The sequence below is a fragment of the Actinomycetota bacterium genome (assembly GCA_036280995.1).
Taxonomy (GTDB): domain Bacteria; phylum Actinomycetota; class CALGFH01; order CALGFH01; family CALGFH01; genus CALGFH01.
Genome location: DASUPQ010000879.1, coordinates 1 through 19,048 on the forward strand (window position 1 = coordinate 1; position 19,048 = coordinate 19,048).

Below are 19,048 nucleotides of genomic sequence, written 5' to 3' on the forward strand. Positions count from 1 at the left end.
CCAGCGCCCGCCAGGCCACCACCGGTCCCTCCGAGGCGGCCGCGGCCGTCCCCACCAGGACCGGGCACACGGCCGCGACCAGCGTCCTCGGCCGCGCCCCGAGCACCCAGACGTTCATCGGGCCGGCGCTCCTAGGGCCGCTTGGGGAACTTGCCGAAGTCCGGCCGGCGCTTCTCGCGGAAGGCGTTGCGGCCCTCCTGGGCCTCGGAGGTCATGTAGTAGAGGAGGGTGGCGTCGCCGGCCAGCTGCTGGACCCCGGCCAGGCCGTCGGTGTCGGCGTTGAGCCCGGCCTTGAGCAGCCGCAGGGCCAGCGGGCTGTGCTCCAGGATGCGGCGGCACCACTCGACCGTGACCCGCTCCAGGTCGGCCAGGGGGACGACGGTGTTGACCAGGCCCATCTCCAGGGCCTGGGCCGCGTCGTACTGGCGGCAGAGCAGCCAGACCTCGGCCGCCTTCTTGCGCCCGACGGTGCGGGCCAGCATGCCCATGCCGTAGCCGCCGTCGAAGGACCCGACCCGCGGCCCGGTCTGGCCGAAGCGGGCGTTGTCGGCGGCGATGGTCAGGTCGCAGACCAGGTGGAGCACGTGGCCGCCGCCGATGGCGTAGCCGGCCACCATGGCGATCACCGGCTTGGGCAGCCGCCGGATCTGGATCTGGAGGTCGAGCACGTTGAGGCGGCCGATGCCGCGCTCGTCGACGTAGCCGTCGTCGCCGCGGATGCGCTGGTCGCCGCCGGAGCAGAAGGCGTCCGGGCCCTCGCCGGTGAGGACGATCACCCCGATCGACGGGTCGTCGCGGGCGAGCTCGAAGGCGTCCTGGAGCTCGAACAGGGTCTTGGGACGGAAGGCGTTGCGGACCTCCGGCCGGCGGATGGTGATCTTGGCGATCCCCTCCGCGGTCTCGTAGCCGATGTCGGTCCAGCTGCCCTGGTGCTGCCACTCCACGGGCGTATCAGCTCCTCGGACATCGCGGTTCGGTGGCGACGGCCCTGCTAGCCTACCGGCCCATGTCGTCCTCTGTTGCCCTGGTCGCCGTCGCCCTGCCCCGGCCGGCCGCCGCCCGGGCGATCGTGGCCGCCTGGGAGGCCGGCGAGGCGGTCCTGCCCCTCGACCCGGACGCCCCGGCGCCCGAGCTGAAGGGCATCCTGGCCGCGGCCCGCCCCACCCACCTGCTGGACACGGACGGGCGCACCCGGCTGCCCGAGGGGGAGCCGGCCGAGGCCGGCCTGGCCGCGGTGGTGGCCACCTCCGGCACCAGCGGCGCCCCCAAGGTGGTCGAGCTGGGCGCCGACGCCGTCCGCTGGTCGGCCCTGGCCACCTCGGCCGCCCTGGGGGCCGGGCCGGGCGACCGCTGGCTGTGCTGCCTGCCCCTGCACGGGGTGGCCGGGCTGGCCGTGGTGGCCAGGGCCTGGCACACGGGCGCGCCGGTCGAGGTCCACGAGCGCTTCGACCCGGCCGCGGTGCGGGCCGCCGCCGGCCGGGCGACCCTGGTCTCGCTGGTCCCGGCCATGCTGGGCCGGCTGCTGGCCGCCGGCGACGAGGCCGCCCGCTTCCGCCGGGTCCTGCTCGGGGGCGGCCCCATCCCCGCCGCCCTGGCCGCCGGCGCCGCCGACCGCGGGGTCGCCGTGGTCCGCACCTACGGCCTCACCGAGACCTTCGGCGGCATGGTCCACGACGGTCACCCCCTGGACGGCGCCGAGGTGACCACCGACCCCGAGCCCGAGGGCGAGGTCCTGGTGCGGGGGCCGATGCTGTTCCGGCGCTACCGGGGCGACCCGGCACGGACCGCGGCCGCGCTCGGCGGCGGCTGGCTGCGCACCGGCGACCTGGGCCGGCTCGGGCCCGGCGGCCGGCTGACCGTCCTCGGCCGGGCCGACGACCTGGTCGTCAGCGGCGGGGTCAACGTCCACCCGGACGAGGTCGAGGCGGTCCTGGCCGCCCACCCGGGCGTCGCCGAGGCCGCCGTGGCCGGCCGGCCCGACCCGGAGTGGGGGCAGCGGGTGACCGCGTTCGTGGTCCCCCGCGACCCGGCCAGCCCGCCCACCCTGGCCGAGCTGCGCGCCTTCGCCCGGGAGCGGCTGGCCGCGGCCAAGGCCCCCCGCGACCTCGTCCTCGTCCCGGCCCTGCCCCGCAGCCCCTCAGGCAAGCTCCTGCGCCGGCTCCTCCCCGACGGCGAAGCCCACGCGGACGCTGGCCCCGGGCGCGACCTTCCGTAGCCGCCCCAGACCCGCCGCCACAGCAGCCGCTCCAGCTCCTCCAGCCGGTCGTACCGTGCGACGAGGATTCGCCCACATGGGTGATACGAGGGGAACGAGTGGATCGCAGGGTCACGGTTTGCCGGGCCCGGTTACCATAGGATTCAGAGGCCTGCAATTGCAGGTGCTAGGTGACCTGGACAGTGAGGTGCCGAGTGGGCTTCGAGGTCGACCGCGCCGTGCCCGGCACCCCGGTGCCCGAGACACGGCCGACGCCGCCGCCCTCGTCGCAGCGGCCGCTCGGCCGCCGCGTGCGCGCCCTCGCCGCCCGCTCGATGCACCCCTTCAGCCACGGCCAGGGCGCCGAGACGCCGCTGGAGGCGCTGGTCGCGGCCCACCAGCGAATGTACCCCAAGGCCGACGTGCGCCTGCTGCACCAGGCCTACGAGGTCGCCGAGCGGGAGCACCGGGGCCAGCAGCGGACCAGCGGCGACCCGTACATCACCCACCCGGTGGCGGTGGCGACCATCCTGGCCGAGCTCGGCATGGACACCACCACGCTGGTCGCGGCCCTGCTCCACGACACCGTCGAGGACACCGGCTACACCCTTGAGCAGACCCGGGCCGACTTCGGCGACGAGGTCACCCACCTGGTCGACGGGGTGACCAAGCTGGACAAGATGGAGTTCGGCCACGCCGCCGAGGCCGAGACCATCCGCAAGATGATCGTGGCCATGGCCCTGGACCTGCGGGTGCTGATCATCAAGCTGGCCGACCGGCTCCACAACATGCGCACCCTCCGGTTCCAGCCCGCCCACAAGCAGCAGCGCACGGCCCGGGCGACCCTGGAGGTGCTGGCCCCGCTGGCCAACCGGCTCGGGCTCCAGGTGATCCGCCGCGACCTGGAGGACCTGGCCTTCGCGACCCTTGACCCGGCCGAGCACGACGAGATCGTGCGGGTGGTCGACAGCCGCGACCCGGGACGCCGCGAGCACGTGGCCATGCTGGTCCGCCAGGTCGCGGCCGACCTGCGCGCGGCCAAGATCAAGGCCCTGGTCACCCCCCACCCGCGGCACTACTACTCGATCTACCAGACGATGCTGGAGCGGGGCAGCCGCGAGATCCACGACCCCGACCGGATCCTGGTCGTGGTCGCCGGCGGGCCCAGCGACTGCTACATCGCCCTGGGGGCGGTGCACGGGCGCTGGCACCCGGTGCCCGGCCGCTTCAAGGACTTCATCGCCGCCCCCAAGCTCAACGGCTACCAGTCGCTGCACACCACCGTGATCGGCCCCGGCGAGGAGCCGGTGGAGGTCCACATCCGCACCGAGGCCATGCACCGCACGGCCGAGTACGGGGTGGTCGCGGCCGCCCGCGAGGCCGCCCGCGGCCGCCGGGCCAACGGCCAGGGCGACTCCACCGGCGGCGCCGACGACCTGGTCTGGCTGCACCGGCTGCTGGACTGGCAGCGGGCCGTGTCCGACCCGGGCGAGTTCCTGGAGTCGCTCCGCTCCGACCTGTCCGACAACGAGGTGCTGGTGTTCACCCCCAAGGGCGACGCCCTCACCCTGCCGGCCGGCGCCACCCCGGTCGATATGGCCTACGCGCTCCGGACCGAGCTGGGCCACCACTGCATCGGCGCCAGCGTCAACGGCCAGCTCGTCCCCCTGGCCAGCGTCCTGGCCGACGGGGACGTGGTCGAGATCCTCACCTCGACGGCCGAGTACCCGGGCCCGTCCAAGGAGTGGCTCGGCTTCGTCAAGAGCCCCCAGGCCCACGTCAAGATCCGCCAGTGGCTGGCCTCCCAGCGCCGCGACGACGCCGTCGACGCCGGCCAGCAGGCGATCGACCGGGTCCTGGCCGACCAGGGCTGGTCGCTCCAGCGGGCCATGGAGGACGGCTCCCTGGCCATGCTCGACTACGCCGACCTGGAGGCCATGTACCGCGCCGTCGGCCAGGAGCAGCTCTCGGCCCAGTCGGTCGCCCAGTGGCTGGTCACCGTCCTCGGCGACCAGCCGCAGGGCAACGCCGAGCGCTAGCCCTGGAAGATGTCCAGGGGCAGGAACGCCGAGACGACGAAGCTGGGCACGTCCACCACCTCCGAGACCTTGAGGTCGACGGCGACGCTGCAGATGGCGTAGGCCTGCTGGCGGGTCCAGCCGCCGTGGTCCTGGAGGTGGTCGATCATGTTGAGCAGGGCGTTGCGGGCGGCCAGGGTGAGGTCCTCGGGGCGGCTCTCGCCGTCGCGGGTGACCGACAGGCCGGTGGTGGCGAAGAACCGGCGGGGGGCGGCGTACTCGGGCGGCAGGTAGTAGTCGTCGCGGGCGAACTGGAGGTCCTGGATGCCGCGGGCGGCGGCCCGGCCCTTGTGGAGGGCGAAGCGGACGGTCAGGGTCGAGCGCATCTCGATGGCCGTGCCGCACGTCTCGCAGTCGCCCTGGGCGAAGTGGGCGTCGCCGGCCGAGAACAGGCCCCCGTCGGCGTACACCGGGATGTAGAGCCTGGTCCCCTTGCCGAGCTGCTTGATGTCGACGTTGCCGGCCGTCTCCCGGGGCGGGATGGTGCGCAGGGCCTCGGCGGCGATGGCAGGGTCCGAGGGGACGGCGTCGGTGGGGTCGGGGGGGAGCACGAACCCGCCCCGGTCGAGGGCGGCCTGCTCGCGGGCGGTGGTCCGCTCCAGCAGGGCCCGGTCGGGGGAAAGGCCGATGGTGCCCATGAACGGGGAGCCGGGGATGCGCAGCCCCGGCAGGTCGTCGGAGGTCGCCCAGCCGCCCTCGATCCGCCAGCGGGCCATGTACGGGTCGGGGAACTGGTCGCGCAGGAACCCGAAGCCGGGCACCTGCACGGTGTAGCCGTAGCGGTCGGGCTCGACGTCGAGGATCTCGACCTCGAGCAGGTCGCCGGCCTCGGCCCCGTTGACGTACACCGGGCCGGTCAGGGGGTGGACCACGTTCAGGTTGGGCCCGGCCACCGTCTCCAGGGTCGCCTCCGGCCCCATCTGGCCGTCGAAGGCGTCGCGGGTCTCCAGCACCACCTCGTCGCCGGGGTCGCAGGTGACCACCGGCGGGATGTCCGGATGCCAGCGGTTGTGCCCGGTCTCGGGCTCCTCCAGGAGCGTCTTGCCGTAGTCGACGCGGATCTCGTGCGTCGCCATGGTCACCACCTCCAGGTCCGACGGGGGCACAACGATACTTGCCTTGCCGGGTCCAAAGTCCACCTCCTAAGCAGCCCCCTCCCCAAGATGAGGTAGGGGGGCCGGGAACCTAAGGCAACCGTCCGATCCGGGGCGGGGGGTCTTAGCCATACCGTGACGATCGAGAGAGCGGAACCGACCAGGAGGCCAACGATGCAGCAGCACCACATCTTCCACGACGCGATCGCCCGCGACCACGTCGAAGTCCTCCGCCGCGACGCCCGGCAGGCCCGGCTGGCCAAGGCCCGCCGCAAGAGCGCCCGCTCGTCCCGCCGGAGCCGCTAGGAGGCACCCATGCCCGTGGTCACGCGCGAGCGACAGCGACGAGCCGGCGAACCCGCCGGCTCGTTCGCTTCGTCGGCCGGCCGGGCCATACTCGGGGGCATGACCGCGACGCTCACCAGCCCCACCTTCGTCGGCCGGACCGAGGAGCTGGCCCGGCTGGCCGAGGCCACCGACCGGGCCGCCGCGGGGACCCCGGCGGCGGTGCTGATCGGCGGCGAGGCCGGGGTGGGCAAGACCCGGCTGGTCGGCGAGGTCGTCGCCGCCGCCCGCCGGGCCGGGGCGACCGTGCTGGTCGGCGGCTGCGTCGAGCTCGGCGGCGAGGGGGTGCCGTTCGCCCCGCTGATCGAGGCCCTGCGGGGGTACGTGCGTGACCTGGACGAGCCGGAGCTGGCCCGGCTGCTCTCCGATCAGGCCAGGGCCGAGCTGGCCCGCCTCCTGCCCGAGCTGGACCCGCCGGGAGCCGACAGCCGGCTGGAGCCCGACCGGCTGACCACGACCCCGGGCCCCTGGACGGACCAGGGCCGGCTGTTCGAGCAGCTGCTCGGCCTGCTGGAGCGCCTGAGCGCCGACCTGCCGGCCGTGCTGGTCGTGGAGGACCTGCACTGGGCCGACCGCTCCACCCGCGACCTGCTCGCCTTCCTCGTCCGCAACCTGCGCCACGGCCGCCTGCTGCTGGTGCTGACCTATCGCAGCGACGAGCTGCACCGCCGCCATCCCCTGCGGCCGTTCCTGGCCGAGCTGGACCGCGGCCGGCGGGTCGAGCGGCTGGAGCTGGCCCGGTTCGGCCCGGCCGAGGTGGCCGCCCAGCTGGCCGGGATCCAGGGGGCGCCGCCGCCGGCCGGGCTGGCCGAGCGGATCCACGCCCGCTCCGGCGGCAACGCCTTCTTCGTCGAGGAGCTGGCGGCCACGGCCGCCGCCGACGGCGAGCTGCCCCCCAGCCTCCGCGACACCCTGCTGGCCCGTATCGAGCTGCTCGGCGAGCCGGCCCAGCAGGTGCTGGCCGTGGCCGCGGCCGCCGGGGGCCGGGTCGAGCACGAGCTGCTGGCCGAGGTGGCCGCCATCGACGAGGCGGCGCTGCTGGCCGGCCTGCGCGAGGCCGTCTCGGCCCAGGTGCTGCTGGTCGACGCCGGCGACGGCGCCTACGGCTTCCGCCACGCGCTGGTCAAGGAGGCGGTCTACGCCGAGCTGCTGCCGGGGGAGCGGACCCGCCTGCATGCCCGGTTCGCGGCCGCCCTGGCCACCCGGGACGGTGGGGGAGACCCCGGGCTGGCCGCCGAGCTGGCCTGGCACTGGTACGCCGCCCACGACCTGGACCGGGCCCTGCCGGCGGCGGTCGAGGCCGGCAAGGCGGCCGAGCGCGCCTACGCCTTCGCCGAGGCCCAGACCCAGTTCGAGCGGGCCCTGGAGCTGTGGGACCGGTGCGCCACGGCGACGCAGCGCCCTGGCGGGCTGGACAAGGCGGAGCTGCTGGCCCGGGCGGCGGAGGCGGCCTCCAACGCCGGCGCCGCCGACCGGGCCGTGGCCCTGGTCCGCGGCGCCCTGGCCGAGGTCGACAAGGCCACCGACCCGCTGCTGGCCGCCCAGCTCCTCGAACGCCTGGCCTTCCACCTGCGCATCGCCGGCCGGCCGGGGGCGTTCGAGGCCTACCAGGAGGCGGTCCGCCTGGTCCCGCCGGAGCCGTCGGCGGCCCGGGCCCGGGTCCTGGCCGGCCTCGGGCAGGCGCTGATGCTCCGGGCCCGGTTCGCCGAGGCGGCCGACGTCTGCACCGAGGCGATCGCGGTGGCCAGGACGGTCGGGGCGCCGGTGGTCGAGGCCCACGCCATGAACAGCCTCGGCACGGCCATCGCCCGCCTCGGGGAGCCCGGGCGTGGCCTGGCCTACCTGGAGGAGTCCCGCCGCCGGTCGGCCGAGCTGGGGGCGGCCAAGGACGAGGCCCGGGCCTGCGTCAACCTGTCCGACCTGCTCGATGACCTGGGCCGGCCGGAGGAGGCGGTGGCCGTGGCCAGCGACGGGATGGAGGTGGCGCGGGCGGCCGGCCTGCGGCGCACCTTCGGGGCCTTCCTGGCCGGCAACGCCGCCGCGTCCCTCTACAACCTGGGCCGCTGGGACGAGGTGGCCGAGCTGACCGACGACTACCTGGAGCCGGGCGACGACGAGAACCTCAACACGGTCACGCTGCGCCAGTCCCGGGCCTTGCTGGACGCCGGCCGGGGCGACGACGAGGCCGCCCTTGCCCACGTCCACGCGGTCGCGCGGCTCAGCGGGGACATGTTCATCGCCGTGCAGTACCCGCCGGTGCTGGCCGCGGCCGAGGCCGAGGTGGCGGTCTGGCAGGGCCGGCTGGAGGCGGCGGCGGCGGCCGTGGCCGGGGGGCTGGCCGCCCTCCAGGGGCCGCTGCAGAACCTGCGGGCCTGCGTCCTGCTCGCCCTCGGGCTGCGGGTCGAGGGCGACCGGGCCGAGCTGGCCGCGGCCCGCCACGACCACGACACCGTGGCCGACGCCCGCCTGGTCGCCGAGGGGCTGATCCGCTGGGCCCGGGGCACCCTGGGCGGGTCGGAGCTGGCCTGGCAGCGGGCCCTGCTGGCCACCTGCGAGGCCGAGTGGGCCCGGGCCCAGGGCGACCTCGACCCCGACGGCTGGCTGGCCGTGGTGGCCGGCTGGGAGGCGGCCGGCTACCCCTACCCGCTGGCCGCGGCCCGCTGGCGGGCCGCCGAGGCCCTGCTGGCCCGGCGCGGCGACCGCAACCTGGCCGCCGACCTGCTCCGGCAGGGGCACGCCACGGCCGTGGCCCTTGGGGCCAGGCCGCTCCACCGGGAGCTGGAGCGGCTGGCCCGGCTGGCCCGGGTCGACCTGCCCCGGAACGGCCCCGGCGGCGGGCCCGACGGCACGGACGACGACGGCGGCGGGCCGGCGGCGCCGGCGACCCCCGACGGGGCCGCGCTCGGCCTGACCGCCCGCGAGCTCGAGGTGCTGGCCCTGGTGGCCGAGGGCCGCAGCAACCGCCAGGTCGCCGACGCCCTGTTCATCAGCGCCAAGACGGCCAGCGTCCACGTCTCCAACATCCTGGCCAAGCTGGGTGTGGCCAGCCGCGTCGAGGCGGCCGCGGTCGCCCACCGCCTCGGCCTGCTGGCCGGCCCCCCGGGACCGTGACGCCCTACTGGGCCGCGCCGGCCGCCCGGGTCGGCGCCGGCAGGTAGCCGTAGGTCCCGCCACCGCCGCCGCCCTCGCCCTTGCGGCAGCCGGTCAGGGCCAGGCCGAGCACGAGCAGCAGGACGGCGACGGCCACGAACAGCTTCACGAATGTACCCATCTGGCATCGCCTCCGACGGGGGAACCCGGCCGGGCGGCGGCCGATTCCCACTGGTCGCCCGCGTGTGCCGAACGTCACCGGCGGGCCGTGACGGCGGGTACGGACGGGAGGCGCCGCCGGAGCCACACTGCCGGGGTCGGGCCAGCACCGTCTGCCCGGCCCGTTTGGAAGGAAGCGTCATGAACCAGATCGTCGCCTGCCCCGAGCCGGGTTGCGACGTCGCCGCCGAGGTCGTGTCGCGCTGGGTGTGGCCGTCCACCGACGGCCCGGCCGAGCACGTCAAGGTGTTCTGCCTGCACGGGCACGCCCGGACGCTGCTGACCGCCTGGCTGGTCAGCCCGGCCCGCTCGGCCAGGGTCGCGCACCCCTCGACCCGCTGGAACTAGCGGCGCAGGGCGGTCAGCGCGGCCGGGTGCGGGTAGCCTGCCGCCCATGGACGGGCGGGAGACGGGCGCGCTGGCCCGGTGGCGGGAGCAGCTGGAGGGCTGGGCCATCCCTGCGGAGATCCTGGCCGCGGCGCCCGAGTCGCCGTGGGGGTTTCCGGTGGGGCTGTTCCGGTCACGGGCCCACCGGGCCGGGTCGCGGCCGGGCACCCCGTCGAACCTGGAGGCGGCCCGGCACCTGCCGCCGGGCGGCAGCGTCCTTGACGTCGGCGCCGGCGGGGGCGCGGCCAGCCTGCCCCTGGCCGGGGAGGCCGGGCGGCTGGTGGCGGTGGACGAGTCGCCGGAGATGGTGGCGTCGTTCCTGGCCGCCGCCGAGGCCGCCGGGGTGCCCGCCGAGGGGGTCGAGGGCCGCTGGCCGGAGGTGGCCGGCCGGGTCGGGCCGGCCGACGTGGTCGTCTGCCACCACGTCCTCTACAACGTGGCCGACCTGGCGCCGTTCGCCGCCGCCCTGACCGGCCACGCCCGCCGCCGGGTGGTGGCCGAGCTGACCGACCGGCACCCGCTGGCCGGCCTGGCCCCGCTGTGGCGGCGCTTCCACGACCTGGAGCGGCCGGAGGGGCCGGGCGCCGGCGACGCCGTCGCCGCCCTGGCCGAGCTCGGCCTGGACGTGGACCGCCGGGACTGGGAGAACCAGGACCGGTTCGGCTTCGACGACTTCGACGAGCTGGTCGCCTTCACCCGCCGGCGGCTGTGCCTGCCCGCGGGGCGCGACCCCGAGGTGGCCGAGGCCCTGCTGGAGCAGGGCACCCACCAGGTCGACGGGGTCTGGGTGAGCGGCCAGCCGCGCCGGGTGACCACCCTGTCCTGGCCCGGATCGGCATCCTGACCATGAGCGCGAGAGAGGAGCCAACGGTGGACCGGCGAGCCTGGCTGCGGGAGCGGCGGCAGACGGCCGAGGAGCGGCACGACGCCATCCACGCCTTCACCTACGACGAGCAGTACGGGGAGATCGGCCCCGAGCACCGCCGCTTCGTGACCGACCTGCTCGAGCGGGTCCCGCCGGGCGGGACCGTGCTGGACGCGGCCTGCGGCACCGGCAAGTACTTCGGCATGGTCCTGGACGCCGGCCGCCGGGTCGTCGGCACCGACCAGTCGACCGGGATGCTGGCCAGGGCCAGGGCCCGCTACCCGGCGGTGCCGCTGGAGCGGGTCGGCCTCCAGGAGCTGGCCTTCGACGGCGAGTTCGACGCCGTCATGTGCATCGACGCCATGGAGAACATCCCGCCCGAGGACTGGCCCCGGGTGCTGGGCAACCTGCGCCGGGCCGTGGCCCCCGGCGGGCACCTGTACCTGACCGTGGAGCAGGTCGACGACGAGGAGCTGGACGCGGAGTTCGCCGACGCCACCGCCCGGGGCCTGCCGGTGGTCCGGGGCGAGGAGTCCCGCGACGGCTACCACTTCTACCCGTCGCGGGAGCAGGTCGGCTACTGGCTGGAGGAGGGCATGCTGGCCGTGGTCGCCGAGGGCTGGACCGCCGGGGACGGCTACGGCTACCTGCACCTGCTGGTGCGGCCCACCGGCTAGGCCAGGCTCAGGCGAGGCGCTCCAGCACGGTCCCGTCGCCGGCGACCCGGAAGGCGGCCGGGACCACGGCCACGTGGTAGCGGCGGGCCAGGTCGGGCCGGCGCGACACGTCGACGGTGTGCAGCGGCTGGGGCCCGGCGGCCAGGCGCTCCTCCAGCTCATGGCAGTCGCTGCACAGCGGGTGGGTGAACTGGACCACGGCCGCCCGCCCGGGGGCGGCGCCGACCGCGGCCAGGTCGAGGGCGCCGACGGCGCCGGGCCGGACCCCGCGCAGCCGCGCCGCCAGCCTGTACAGCTCGCAGCCGACGCACAGGCCGGTGGTGGCGGCCAGCAGGGCCAGGACCGCGACCACGGCCCCGAGCGCCGTCCCGGCCCCGTCCAGCCCGGTCAGGTGGGCGGCGAAGGCGAGGCCGAGCACGGTCGCCCCGATCTTGTTGGCGAAGCGGGGCGGCCGGGCGTCCTCGACCCGGCCCTCGCCCACCCGCGGCTGGACGAACGCGAAGTAGGCAACGCAGGGCAGGCACCAGCGCCGCCCCAGGACCAGGCCGGCGACCAGCTGGAGGGCGAGCAGGCCGTACAGCCACCACCAGCCGGTCAGCAGGGCACCGACGGCGCCGGCGCCGACGGTCGCCTGGAGGAACCGGGGGGCGCGGGCGTCGACCACGTCGGTGTCGGCATACGGGTCGGCGGTCGGGCGGGGACGGAGGGTGGTGGAAGGCATCGCTGGACCATCCTGGGGGTGCGCGAGGAGCGGGGGGCGAGGCCCGGCCGGTCAGCGGGTCGCGGCCATCCTGGCGCGCGACGACCGGCGGGCCCGGCGACAGGCGCAGGACACCACGCGCCCATGGTCGAGGGCGCGGTTCCTGGTCAGCCGAGGTCCTTCCACAGCTGGCACGGTGCCGGACCCGCCGGTCGCTGTCAACCGCTCCTGTCGGCGGGGACGAGCAGCCGGTCGCGCAGCCGGTCCAGGTCGGCCGGTGCCAGGCCCGCCTGCCCCAGGTAGCCCTCGGCCCCGCCGTGGCGCTCGGCCAGCCGGGCCAGCACCTCGGTCATGACCTCGGCCGTGGGGGCGAACCGGGCCAGCATGGCCTCGCGCTCGGCCCGCTCGCCGGGGCCGTTCTCCAGCCACTCCTCGTCCCGGGGTCGGAGCAGCTCGGCGGTCATGGCGTAGTCGGCGGCGATCGTGTCGTCGGGGACGCGGACGAGGCCGAGCAGCAGGGCCGAGATCAGCCCGGTCCGGTCCTTGCCGGCGGCGCAGTGGATCAGGACCCCGCCATCGGGGGCGCCGGCGACGGCGGCCATCACCTCGGCCACGAAGCCGCCGAACTTGTCCAGCATCCACAGGTAGTTCTCGGCCAGCGTGTAGGTGTCGGGCGGGAACCCGGCCGCCGGGTCGATGAACGACACGTTGCGGTAGGTGATGCCGTGGTCGCCGGGCTCGGCGAACGGGTTGGGGTCGCGGGCGATCTCGTCGGCCAGCCGCAGGTCGACGATGGCCCGCACCCCGTAGTCGGCCAGGGCGGCCCGGCCGGCCGCGGTCAGCGCGGCCGGGCTGTCGGAGCGCACCACCGCCCCCCAGCGGGTCTCCCGCCCGTCCGCGGTCGCGTAGCCACCCAGATCACGGGCGTTCAGGCATCCCTCCCAGGCCAGCAGCCGGGTCCACTCGCGTTGCTCGATCGACACGTCCCCTCCGTTCGCAGCGTCCGCCGTCCAGCCTACCGACGCCCGGTGACGCTCCGGCGGAACAGGCGGCTGCTCGCCTACGACCCAGGCCGATCGCCCCGCGGGGCGGGGGCGAGCAGGCGGTCGCGGAGGCGGCCCAGGTCGTCCCGGGAGACGCCGGCCTCCAGGAGGTAGGGCTCGACCCCGCCGTAGCGGGTCGTCAGCTGGTCGAGGACCTCGAGCATGACCTCGGCGGTGGGGGCGTAGCGGGCCAGCAGGGCCTCGCGCTCGGCCCGCTCGTCCGGGTCGCTCTCCAGCCAGGCCTCGAGCTGGGGGCGGAGCGCCTCGCCGGTCATGGCGTAGTCGGCGGCGACCGTCTCCGCGGGCACCCCCACCAGGGCGAGCAGCAGGCCTGCGACCAGGCCGGTCCGGTCCTTGCCGGCCGCGCAGTGGACCAGCACGACGCCCTCGGGGGCCCGGGCGACGGCCGTGATCGCCTCGGCGACGGCGTGGCGGTAGCGGTCGAGCATCTGCAGGTAGTCCTCGGCGAGGGTGGTGACGGCGTCGGGGGGCGCGAACGCCGGGTCGATGAAGGACACGTTGGTGTAGGCGATCCCGTGGTCGCCCGGCTCGGCGAACGGGTTGGGGTGGTCGGCCAGCTCGGCCGGCAGCCGCAGGTCGACGATGGCCCGGACGCCGTAGCCGGCCAGGGCGGCCCGGCCGGCCGCGGTCAGCGCGGCCGGGCTGTCGGAGCGCACCACCGCCCCCCAGCGGGTCTCGCGCCCGTCCGCCGCCGGATACCCGCCCAGCTCGCGGGCGTTCACGCACCCCTCCCAGGCCAGCTGCCGGGTCCACTCACGCTGCTCGATCGTCACGGTCCCTCCCGGTCACGGAGCTCCAGCGGCCAGCCTACCGTCGCGGTGGTATGCGACCTACCGGTTGACGGGCCGGATGGAGCGGACCAAGGTTGGAGGGGCCAGGACGCCGAGGTCCGCGAGGTGGAGATGGGCGAGCAACGCACCGCGGCCGTGATGGAGGCGCTGGCCTCCGTCTACGACCCCTGCTGCCAGGAGAAGGGCCTGTCGGTGGTCGACATGGGCCTGGTCCGGAAGGTCGACCTGGACGGCGACCAGGCACGGGTCGAGCTGCTGCTGACCACCGGCTGGTGCCCGTTCGCGGCCAACCTGGTCGGCCAGATCACCGAACGGGTGGCCGCCCTGCCCGGGATGGCCGGCTCGACGGTCGAGGTCGTCTGGGACGAGCCGTGGACCACCGACCGGCTGTCCGACAAGGCCCGGCGCACGCTGCGCTTCCTGCCCAACCCCAAGGAGGTCGGCCCGTGATCGGCAACGACGCGATCGTGTTCGACGGCGTGGCGCACGTCTTCAACTTCGACAAGAAGAACGCCCTCGGCCCCCCCGGGGAGATGTTCATCAACCACCTGTACGCCTTCCACGCCACCCTGACCCCCGAGGGGCAGCCGGTGATGGCGTCCGACGACTTCCTGCGCCAGTGGACCGTCGACGAGATCGACGAGATGGTCTACCGCCAGAGCTCCACCGACCTGCTGTGCGCCATGCCGCTGCCCCTGACCGACCTGTTCCGCGACGGCCTCTCGCCCTGGGAGGAGTGCGCCGAGCTGGCCAGCCGCCGGCCCGACCGGACGGTGTTCTGGGGCTCGGTCAACCCGCTGGAGGGCCGCCGCGCCCTCGACCTGATGGAGCGCCAGGTCGGCGAGTTCGGGGCCAAGGCGTTCAAGTTCTACAACGTCCGCTACGACTACGGCCGGCCGTTCCCCTGGCGCATGGACGACCCCCAGGTCGCCTTCCCGGTGTTCGAGAAGGCCCAGGAGCTCGGCGTCAACCTGATCGGGGTCCACAAGGGCGTGCCCCTCGGCCCCCAGCCGATCGAGGCCACCCAGACCTGGGACATGGACGGGGCGGCGGCCAACTTCCCCGACATCAACTTCGTCATCTTCCACGTCGGGCTGCCGTTCATCGACGAGGTCTGCTGGCAGCTCATCCGCCACCCGAACCTGTACGCGTCGATCGCCGCCACCCTCAACTTCATCGTCCGGGCGCCCCGGCAGTTCGCCGAGGTCCTGGGCAAGCTGCTGTTCTGGTGCGGCGAGGACAAGATCATCTACGGCAGCGAGACGCCGATCTGGCAGCCCCAGTGGGCCCTTGAGGCGTTCTGGGACTTCCAGCTCCCCCAGGACCTGGTCGAGGGCTACGGCTATCCGCAGCTCACCGAGCAGGCCAAGCGCAAGATCCTGGGCGAGAACCTCCTGCGCCTCCACGGCATGGACGTCGAGGAGACGAGGGCCCGGCTGCGCGCCGGCTGACCCGTCGGGCCGGGGTGGCAGAATCGCCGCATGAGCGGCCCTGCCCGCATGTTCGAGGTGGCCCGCAACCCGGACCCGGCGTCGCGGCTGCCGTACCTGGTCCGCCTGCCCCTGCCCGGCGGGGACGTCGTGGTCAAGGCCCGGGAGTCGTGGCCACGGACCGGGACCGTGTACTGCCACCCGGCCGGCGGTGGGTGGCCGGAGGAGGCCGAGCTGGTCGAGCGGGTCCCGGTCCGCTCCTGCCGGCGCCGCGGCGGCGCCATCGACCTGGTCCTGGACCGGCCCCGCGAGCGCCGCTCCCAGCTCGTCTTCACCCGGGTCCGGGGCCGGCAGGTGATCTTCTGGCAGTCGCCCCGGACGGCCAGGGCGGCCCGGCCCGGGGTGCGGGTGCCGGGGCGCCGGGCCGGGGGCCTGCGGGAGCTGACCATCCTGGTCGACACGCGCGAGCGCTACCCGTGGCGGTTCGGGCGCCAGCGGGCGGTGTCGACCGAGCGGCGGGCCCTGCCGGCCGGCGACTACGCCGTCGAGGCCCCCGGCGGGGGGCTGGCCGCGGTGGTGGAGCGCAAGACCCTTGCCGACCTGGCCGGGTCGCTGGCCGACGGCAGCCTGAGCTATCTGCTCGCCGAGCTGGCCGCGATGCCCAGGGCGGCGGTCGTGGTCGAGGACCGCTACGCCGGGGTGTTCAAGCTGGAGCACGTCCAGCCCGGGTTCGTGGCCGACCTGCTGGGCGTGCTGGCCGTCCGCTACCCGGCCGTCCCGATCGTGTTCTGCGACACCCGCCCGCTGGCCCAGGAATGGGCCTACCGCTACCTCGGGGCGGCCGTGGCCGAGGTCACTCCAGGGGCTGGGGGGTGAGGTCGAGCTCCTCCTCGTCGCCGAAGGCGACGCCCATGGCCCGGGCGGTCAGGATCATCTCGTGGTCGAGCGGGACGGTCCGGACCTTCCCGGCGGTCTCGGTCATGGCCACGGTGGTGATCTGCGCCTCCCGGCTGACCACGACCTCGCCGTAGCGGCCCTCGGCCAGCAGCCGCACCGCGGCCGCGCCGAAGCGGGTGGCCAGGATGCGGTCGAACGGGGTCGGCACGCCGCCGCGCTGCAGGTGGCCGAGGACCACCACCCGGGCGTCCTTGCCGGTGACCTTGCCCACGTGGGTGGCGACGTGGGCGCCGATGCCGCCCAGGGTGCCGGTCGACTGCTGGTAGTGCTGCTCCCCGCCGCGCTCGACCGCGCCCTCGGCGCAGACCACGATGGAGAAGTTGGAGCCCCGGTACTCGCGGGTCAGGACCGCCGAGGCCACCGCCTCGACGGAGAAGGGGATCTCGGGGATGAGGATGGCGTCGGCCCCGCCGCCCAGGCCGGAGTGGAGCGCGATCCAGCCGGCGTCGCGGCCCATCACCTCCAGCACCATCACCCGGTTGTGGCTGGCCGCGGTGGTGTGGAGCCGGTCCAGGGCCTCGGTGGCCACGGTCAGGGCGGTGTCGAAGCCGAAGGTGCGGTCGCAGCCCCACAGGTCGTTGTCGATCGTCTTGGGCACCCCGACGGCCCGGACCCCGTAGCGGGCGAGCTCGCTGGCGATGCCCTGGCTGCCCTCGCCGCCGATCACGATCAGGGCGTCGATGCCGAGCCGCTTGGTGTTGGCGGCCAGCTCCTTGTAGGGCGCCGGGTCGCGGACCAGCTCGCCGTCGATGCGCATGGTCGCGAAGTGGCCCTTGTTGGTCGAGCCGAGGATGGTCCCGCCCCGCAGCAGCAGCCCGCTGACCGCCGAGGAGTCGAGCGGGCGGGTGCGGGGCCGGCCGATCAGCCCCTCGAAGCCGTTCTCGATGCCGAACACCGTCCAGCCGTGGTCGATCTCGGCCGAGCGGACCACGGCCCGGATGACCGCGTTCAGGCCTGGTGCGTCGCCACCGCTGGTGAGCACCCCGATGCGTCGGATTGGCGCTGCCATGTCGGGTACACCCCCACTGCCGATGGGTAAGTACCGCTCTGTCGGGGCAGGGTAGCGCGTGGCGGCATCGTCGGCGCAACCCCGCGCCCGGTGACGGTGTCAACGATCGGCAACGGTTCACGCGAGGATTCAAGGGAGGGCCGGTGGCCAAGGCGGCAGGCAAGAAGAAGCGACCGGGGCTGACCCGGAGGATGGCCAGGTCGACGATGCGGGTCGGCATGCTCGCCACCGCCGTGCTGGTCGGGCGCAAGACCGCCGGCGCCGGCAAGGCCAGGGACGGCCAGGGCGGCGGCGGGCCCGCCGGGGGCGGGCCCGAGGCCCCCGGCGGGCTGGGCGCGGCCGCCGGCGGCGGGCCCGGGGCCAGCCACGAGACCGACCCGCGGGAGGTGGAGGACGACGACGCCGGCCGCCGGGCCGGCGCCCCCCAGCAGATCCCGCCCAAGGGCTGGAAGGACATCGCCAAGCGGACCGCCAAGGAGGTCAAGCAGGACCAGGTCCCGCTGCTCGGGGCCGGGGTCGCCTTCTACATCCTGCTGTCGCTGTTCCCGGCCATCATCGCCGGCGTCTCCCTCTACGGGCTGGTGGCCGACCCCCAGACCGTCCGCGACCAGATCGACCGGCTGGCCCAGCGGCTCTCCCCCGAGACGGCCAAGCTCGTCGGCGACCAGATCGAGCAGATCACCAGCGGCGCCGGCGGCGCCCTCGGCGTCGCCACCGTCATCGGGATCCTGACCGCCCTGTGGAGCGCCTCCAGCGGCATGAAGGCGCTGATCACCGGGGTCAACCTGGCCTATGACGAGAGCGAGAGCCGCAAGTTCGTCAAGCTGCGCGGGCGCGCCATCGTGATGACCCTGGGCGCGATGGGGCTGCTGGCGGTGGCCGGGGCCACGATCGTCGGCTTCCCCCCGATCGCCAACGACCTGCCGGTGGTGGTGCAGTGGGTGGTCTCCATCCTGCGCTTCCTGCTGCTGGCGGCCCTCCTCATCGTCGGCCTGGCCGCGCTCTACCGGTTCGCCCCCGACCGCGACGAGCCCAGGTGGACCTGGGTGACCTGGGGCTCGGGGGTCGCGACCGTGCTGTGGATCGTGGCCTCGATCGGGTTCTCGATCTACGCCAACTCCTTCGGCAACTACAACAAGACCTACGGGGCCCTGGCCGGGGTCATCATCCTGATGTTCTGGCTCTACCTGACGGCGGTGATCGTGCTGGTCGGGGCCGAGCTCAACACCGAGATGGAGCTGCAGACGGCCCGGGACACGACCAAGGGGCCGGAGCAGCCCATGGGGGAGCGCGGCGGGCACGCCGCCGACCACGTCGCCGAGTCCCCGGCGGGCGGTTCCTAGGTCGAACTGCTTGATTCCCGGCGAACGGGGAATGCTCCCCGTAGCCCACCAAGGCGAGCCAACCGGGGAGTAGGCGGATGAGCGCACGGCAGCAGGCACAGCGGGCGGAGCGGACGGCGAAGGGCGCGGCCGAGAGCGGACCGGTCAAGACCCTCGGCCGGGTCGGGCTGATCGCCTACGGGGTCGTCCACGTGCTGGTCGCCTACCTGGCCGTCCGGGTCGCCCTGGGCGGCGGGGCCAAGGCCGACAAGACGGGCGCCCTGCAGACGATCGCCGAGCAGCCGGCGGGCCGGTTCTTCCTCTGGGTGCTCACCGTCGGCCTGGTCGCCCTGACCATCTGGCAGCTGGCCGAGGCCATCTGGGGCCACGGCTACCGGCGCCCGGCCCGCCGGCGCAGCCTGCAGCGGCTGGTCAGCCTGGGCGAGGCCGGGGTCGCCGGGGCGCTGGCCTACAGCTCCTTCAAGGTCGCCTCGGGCAAGAAGGGCAACTCCAAGCAGGAGAAGGCGGCCTTCATCGACAAGGTCTTCGACTGGCCGGCGGGGGAGCTGCTGGTCGCCGCCGTCGGGCTGGGGATCGTGGCCATCGCCGTGTACCTGGTCCACCGGGGCGTGGCCAAGACCTTCGTGGACGACCTGGAGCTGGCCGGCGCCGAGCCGCACGCCCGCGACGCCGCCATCCGCTTCGGGCAGGTGGGCTGGCCGGCCCTCGGGGTCGCCTACGGGATCCTGGGGTTCCTGCTGATCTACGCGGCGGTCACCTACGACCCCAAGAAGGCCACCGGCATGGACACCGCCCTCAAGACCCT

General features: G+C 75.0%; 20 protein-coding genes. 12 read left to right on the forward strand and 8 right to left on the reverse strand.

Annotation, left to right across the window (positions count from 1 at the left end; genetic code table 11):
• Positions 1 to 118, reverse strand: a 118-nt coding sequence (locus VF468_29480) for a 1,4-dihydroxy-2-naphthoate polyprenyltransferase (GenBank protein HEX5882418.1), incomplete at its 3' end; no start/stop codon positions are given.
• A gap of 13 nt (positions 119 to 131) precedes the next feature.
• The gene (menB, locus tag VF468_29485) at positions 132 to 944 is read right to left on the reverse strand and encodes a 1,4-dihydroxy-2-naphthoyl-CoA synthase (protein ID HEX5882419.1); all 813 of its coding nucleotides are present in this window, start codon (positions 942 to 944) and stop codon (positions 132 to 134) included.
• Between the two features lie 62 nt (positions 945 to 1,006).
• Between menB and VF468_29490 the strand changes: the two genes are divergently transcribed.
• The gene (locus VF468_29490; protein HEX5882420.1) at positions 1,007 to 2,215 is read left to right on the forward strand and encodes an AMP-binding protein; all 1,209 of its coding nucleotides are present in this window, start codon (positions 1,007 to 1,009) and stop codon (positions 2,213 to 2,215) included.
• Positions 2,216 to 2,409: 194 nt separating this feature from the next.
• Positions 2,410 to 4,233 carry a RelA/SpoT family protein gene (locus VF468_29495; GenBank protein ID HEX5882421.1) on the forward strand — a complete coding sequence of 608 codons (1,824 nt, stop codon included), beginning with the start codon at positions 2,410 to 2,412 and terminating at the stop codon, positions 4,231 to 4,233.
• Here the strand turns inward: VF468_29495 and VF468_29500 are convergent.
• Positions 4,230 to 5,348: an acetamidase/formamidase family protein gene (locus VF468_29500; GenBank protein ID HEX5882422.1), complete on the reverse strand. Its 1,119-nt coding sequence runs from the start codon at positions 5,346 to 5,348 to the stop codon at positions 4,230 to 4,232. The two genes, VF468_29495 and VF468_29500, sit on opposite strands and share 4 nt — an antisense overlap.
• 192 nt (positions 5,349 to 5,540) lie before the next feature.
• Between VF468_29500 and VF468_29505 the strand changes: the two genes are divergently transcribed.
• Positions 5,541 to 5,672, forward strand: coding sequence for a hypothetical protein (locus VF468_29505; protein HEX5882423.1), 132 nt, complete (start codon positions 5,541 to 5,543; stop codon positions 5,670 to 5,672).
• A gap of 99 nt (positions 5,673 to 5,771) precedes the next feature.
• Positions 5,772 to 8,822, forward strand: a complete 3,051-nt coding sequence (locus tag VF468_29510; GenBank protein ID HEX5882424.1) for an AAA family ATPase — start codon at positions 5,772 to 5,774, stop codon at positions 8,820 to 8,822.
• Between the two features lie 4 nt (positions 8,823 to 8,826).
• On the opposite strand, the gene VF468_29515 is transcribed toward VF468_29510, so the two are convergent.
• Complete coding sequence (locus VF468_29515; protein ID HEX5882425.1) at positions 8,827 to 8,982, reverse strand: hypothetical protein; 156 nt, start codon at positions 8,980 to 8,982, stop codon at positions 8,827 to 8,829.
• 179 nt (positions 8,983 to 9,161) lie between these two features.
• Here VF468_29515 and VF468_29520 point away from each other — a divergent pair, with 179 nt between their 5' ends.
• From VF468_29520 to VF468_29530, 3 genes are read left to right on the forward strand one after another with little or no spacing between them, the layout of a single operon-like run.
• Positions 9,162 to 9,368, forward strand: a complete 207-nt coding sequence (locus VF468_29520) for a hypothetical protein (protein HEX5882426.1) — start codon at positions 9,162 to 9,164, stop codon at positions 9,366 to 9,368.
• Between the two features lie 46 nt (positions 9,369 to 9,414).
• Complete coding sequence (locus VF468_29525) at positions 9,415 to 10,251, forward strand: methyltransferase domain-containing protein (GenBank protein ID HEX5882427.1); 837 nt, start codon at positions 9,415 to 9,417, stop codon at positions 10,249 to 10,251.
• 26 nt (positions 10,252 to 10,277) lie between these two features.
• Positions 10,278 to 10,949 (forward strand): class I SAM-dependent methyltransferase, encoded by a 672-nt coding sequence (locus VF468_29530; GenBank protein HEX5882428.1) that lies wholly within the window; start codon positions 10,278 to 10,280, stop codon positions 10,947 to 10,949.
• 7 nt (positions 10,950 to 10,956) lie between these two features.
• Here the strand turns inward: VF468_29530 and VF468_29535 are convergent, their stop codons facing one another.
• The 3 genes from VF468_29535 to VF468_29545 all read right to left on the reverse strand — a co-directional run bounded on the left by VF468_29535 (position 10,957) and on the right by VF468_29545 (position 13,486).
• Positions 10,957 to 11,670, reverse strand: a complete 714-nt coding sequence (locus tag VF468_29535; GenBank protein ID HEX5882429.1) for a DUF4395 family protein — start codon at positions 11,668 to 11,670, stop codon at positions 10,957 to 10,959.
• A gap of 197 nt (positions 11,671 to 11,867) precedes the next feature.
• Complete coding sequence (locus tag VF468_29540; protein HEX5882430.1) at positions 11,868 to 12,632, reverse strand: tyrosine-protein phosphatase; 765 nt, start codon at positions 12,630 to 12,632, stop codon at positions 11,868 to 11,870.
• Positions 12,633 to 12,709: 77 nt separating this feature from the next.
• Positions 12,710 to 13,486: a tyrosine-protein phosphatase gene (locus VF468_29545; GenBank protein ID HEX5882431.1), complete on the reverse strand. Its 777-nt coding sequence runs from the start codon at positions 13,484 to 13,486 to the stop codon at positions 12,710 to 12,712.
• Positions 13,487 to 13,615: 129 nt separating this feature from the next.
• Here VF468_29545 and VF468_29550 point away from each other — a divergent pair, with 129 nt between their 5' ends.
• Genes VF468_29550 through VF468_29560 form a run of 3 tightly spaced genes read left to right on the forward strand, consistent with a single transcriptional unit; the run spans position 13,616 to position 15,810 of the window.
• Entirely contained in the window at positions 13,616 to 13,954 is a 339-nt protein-coding gene (locus VF468_29550; protein HEX5882432.1) for a metal-sulfur cluster assembly factor, read from the forward strand.
• The gene (locus VF468_29555; protein HEX5882433.1) at positions 13,954 to 14,955 is read left to right on the forward strand and encodes an amidohydrolase family protein; all 1,002 of its coding nucleotides are present in this window, start codon (positions 13,954 to 13,956) and stop codon (positions 14,953 to 14,955) included. Before VF468_29550 ends, VF468_29555 begins: the two co-directional genes overlap by 1 nt.
• 30 nt (positions 14,956 to 14,985) lie before the next feature.
• A complete protein-coding gene (locus VF468_29560; protein HEX5882434.1) occupies positions 14,986 to 15,810 on the forward strand; it encodes an ERCC4 domain-containing protein in 825 nt (274 codons plus the stop codon).
• On the opposite strand, the gene VF468_29565 is transcribed toward VF468_29560, so the two are convergent.
• Entirely contained in the window at positions 15,788 to 16,900 is a 1,113-nt protein-coding gene (locus tag VF468_29565) for an ATP-dependent 6-phosphofructokinase (protein ID HEX5882435.1), read from the reverse strand. The genes VF468_29560 and VF468_29565 overlap by 23 nt on opposite strands.
• 143 nt (positions 16,901 to 17,043) lie before the next feature.
• On the opposite strand from VF468_29565, the gene VF468_29570 reads away from it, so the two are divergent.
• Positions 17,044 to 18,243, forward strand: a complete 1,200-nt coding sequence (locus VF468_29570; protein HEX5882436.1) for a YihY/virulence factor BrkB family protein — start codon at positions 17,044 to 17,046, stop codon at positions 18,241 to 18,243.
• Positions 18,244 to 18,320: 77 nt separating this feature from the next.
• The coding region (locus VF468_29575) for a DUF1206 domain-containing protein (GenBank protein ID HEX5882437.1) at positions 18,321 to 19,048 on the forward strand (728 nt) is incomplete at its 3' end.

What these genes read in the sequence shown, in the direction of transcription:
- VF468_29490 (HEX5882420.1), top strand. Translation starts at nt 1,007, where the DNA reads ATGTCGTCCTCTGTTGCCCTGGTCGCCGTCGCCCTGCCCCGGCCGGCC.
- VF468_29500 (HEX5882422.1), bottom strand. Translation starts at nt 5,348, where the DNA reads ATGGCGACGCACGAGATCCGCGTCGACTACGGCAAGACGCTCCTGGAG.
- VF468_29505 (HEX5882423.1), top strand. Translation starts at nt 5,541, where the DNA reads ATGCAGCAGCACCACATCTTCCACGACGCGATCGCCCGCGACCACGTC.
- VF468_29510 (HEX5882424.1), top strand. Translation starts at nt 5,772, where the DNA reads ATGACCGCGACGCTCACCAGCCCCACCTTCGTCGGCCGGACCGAGGAG.
- VF468_29515 (HEX5882425.1), bottom strand. Translation starts at nt 8,982, where the DNA reads ATGGGTACATTCGTGAAGCTGTTCGTGGCCGTCGCCGTCCTGCTGCTC.
- VF468_29520 (HEX5882426.1), top strand. Translation starts at nt 9,162, where the DNA reads ATGAACCAGATCGTCGCCTGCCCCGAGCCGGGTTGCGACGTCGCCGCC.
- VF468_29525 (HEX5882427.1), top strand. Translation starts at nt 9,415, where the DNA reads ATGGACGGGCGGGAGACGGGCGCGCTGGCCCGGTGGCGGGAGCAGCTG.
- VF468_29535 (HEX5882429.1), bottom strand. Translation starts at nt 11,670, where the DNA reads ATGCCTTCCACCACCCTCCGTCCCCGCCCGACCGCCGACCCGTATGCC.
- VF468_29550 (HEX5882432.1), top strand. Translation starts at nt 13,616, where the DNA reads ATGGGCGAGCAACGCACCGCGGCCGTGATGGAGGCGCTGGCCTCCGTC.
- VF468_29560 (HEX5882434.1), top strand. Translation starts at nt 14,986, where the DNA reads ATGAGCGGCCCTGCCCGCATGTTCGAGGTGGCCCGCAACCCGGACCCG.
- VF468_29565 (HEX5882435.1), bottom strand. Translation starts at nt 16,900, where the DNA reads ATGGCAGCGCCAATCCGACGCATCGGGGTGCTCACCAGCGGTGGCGAC.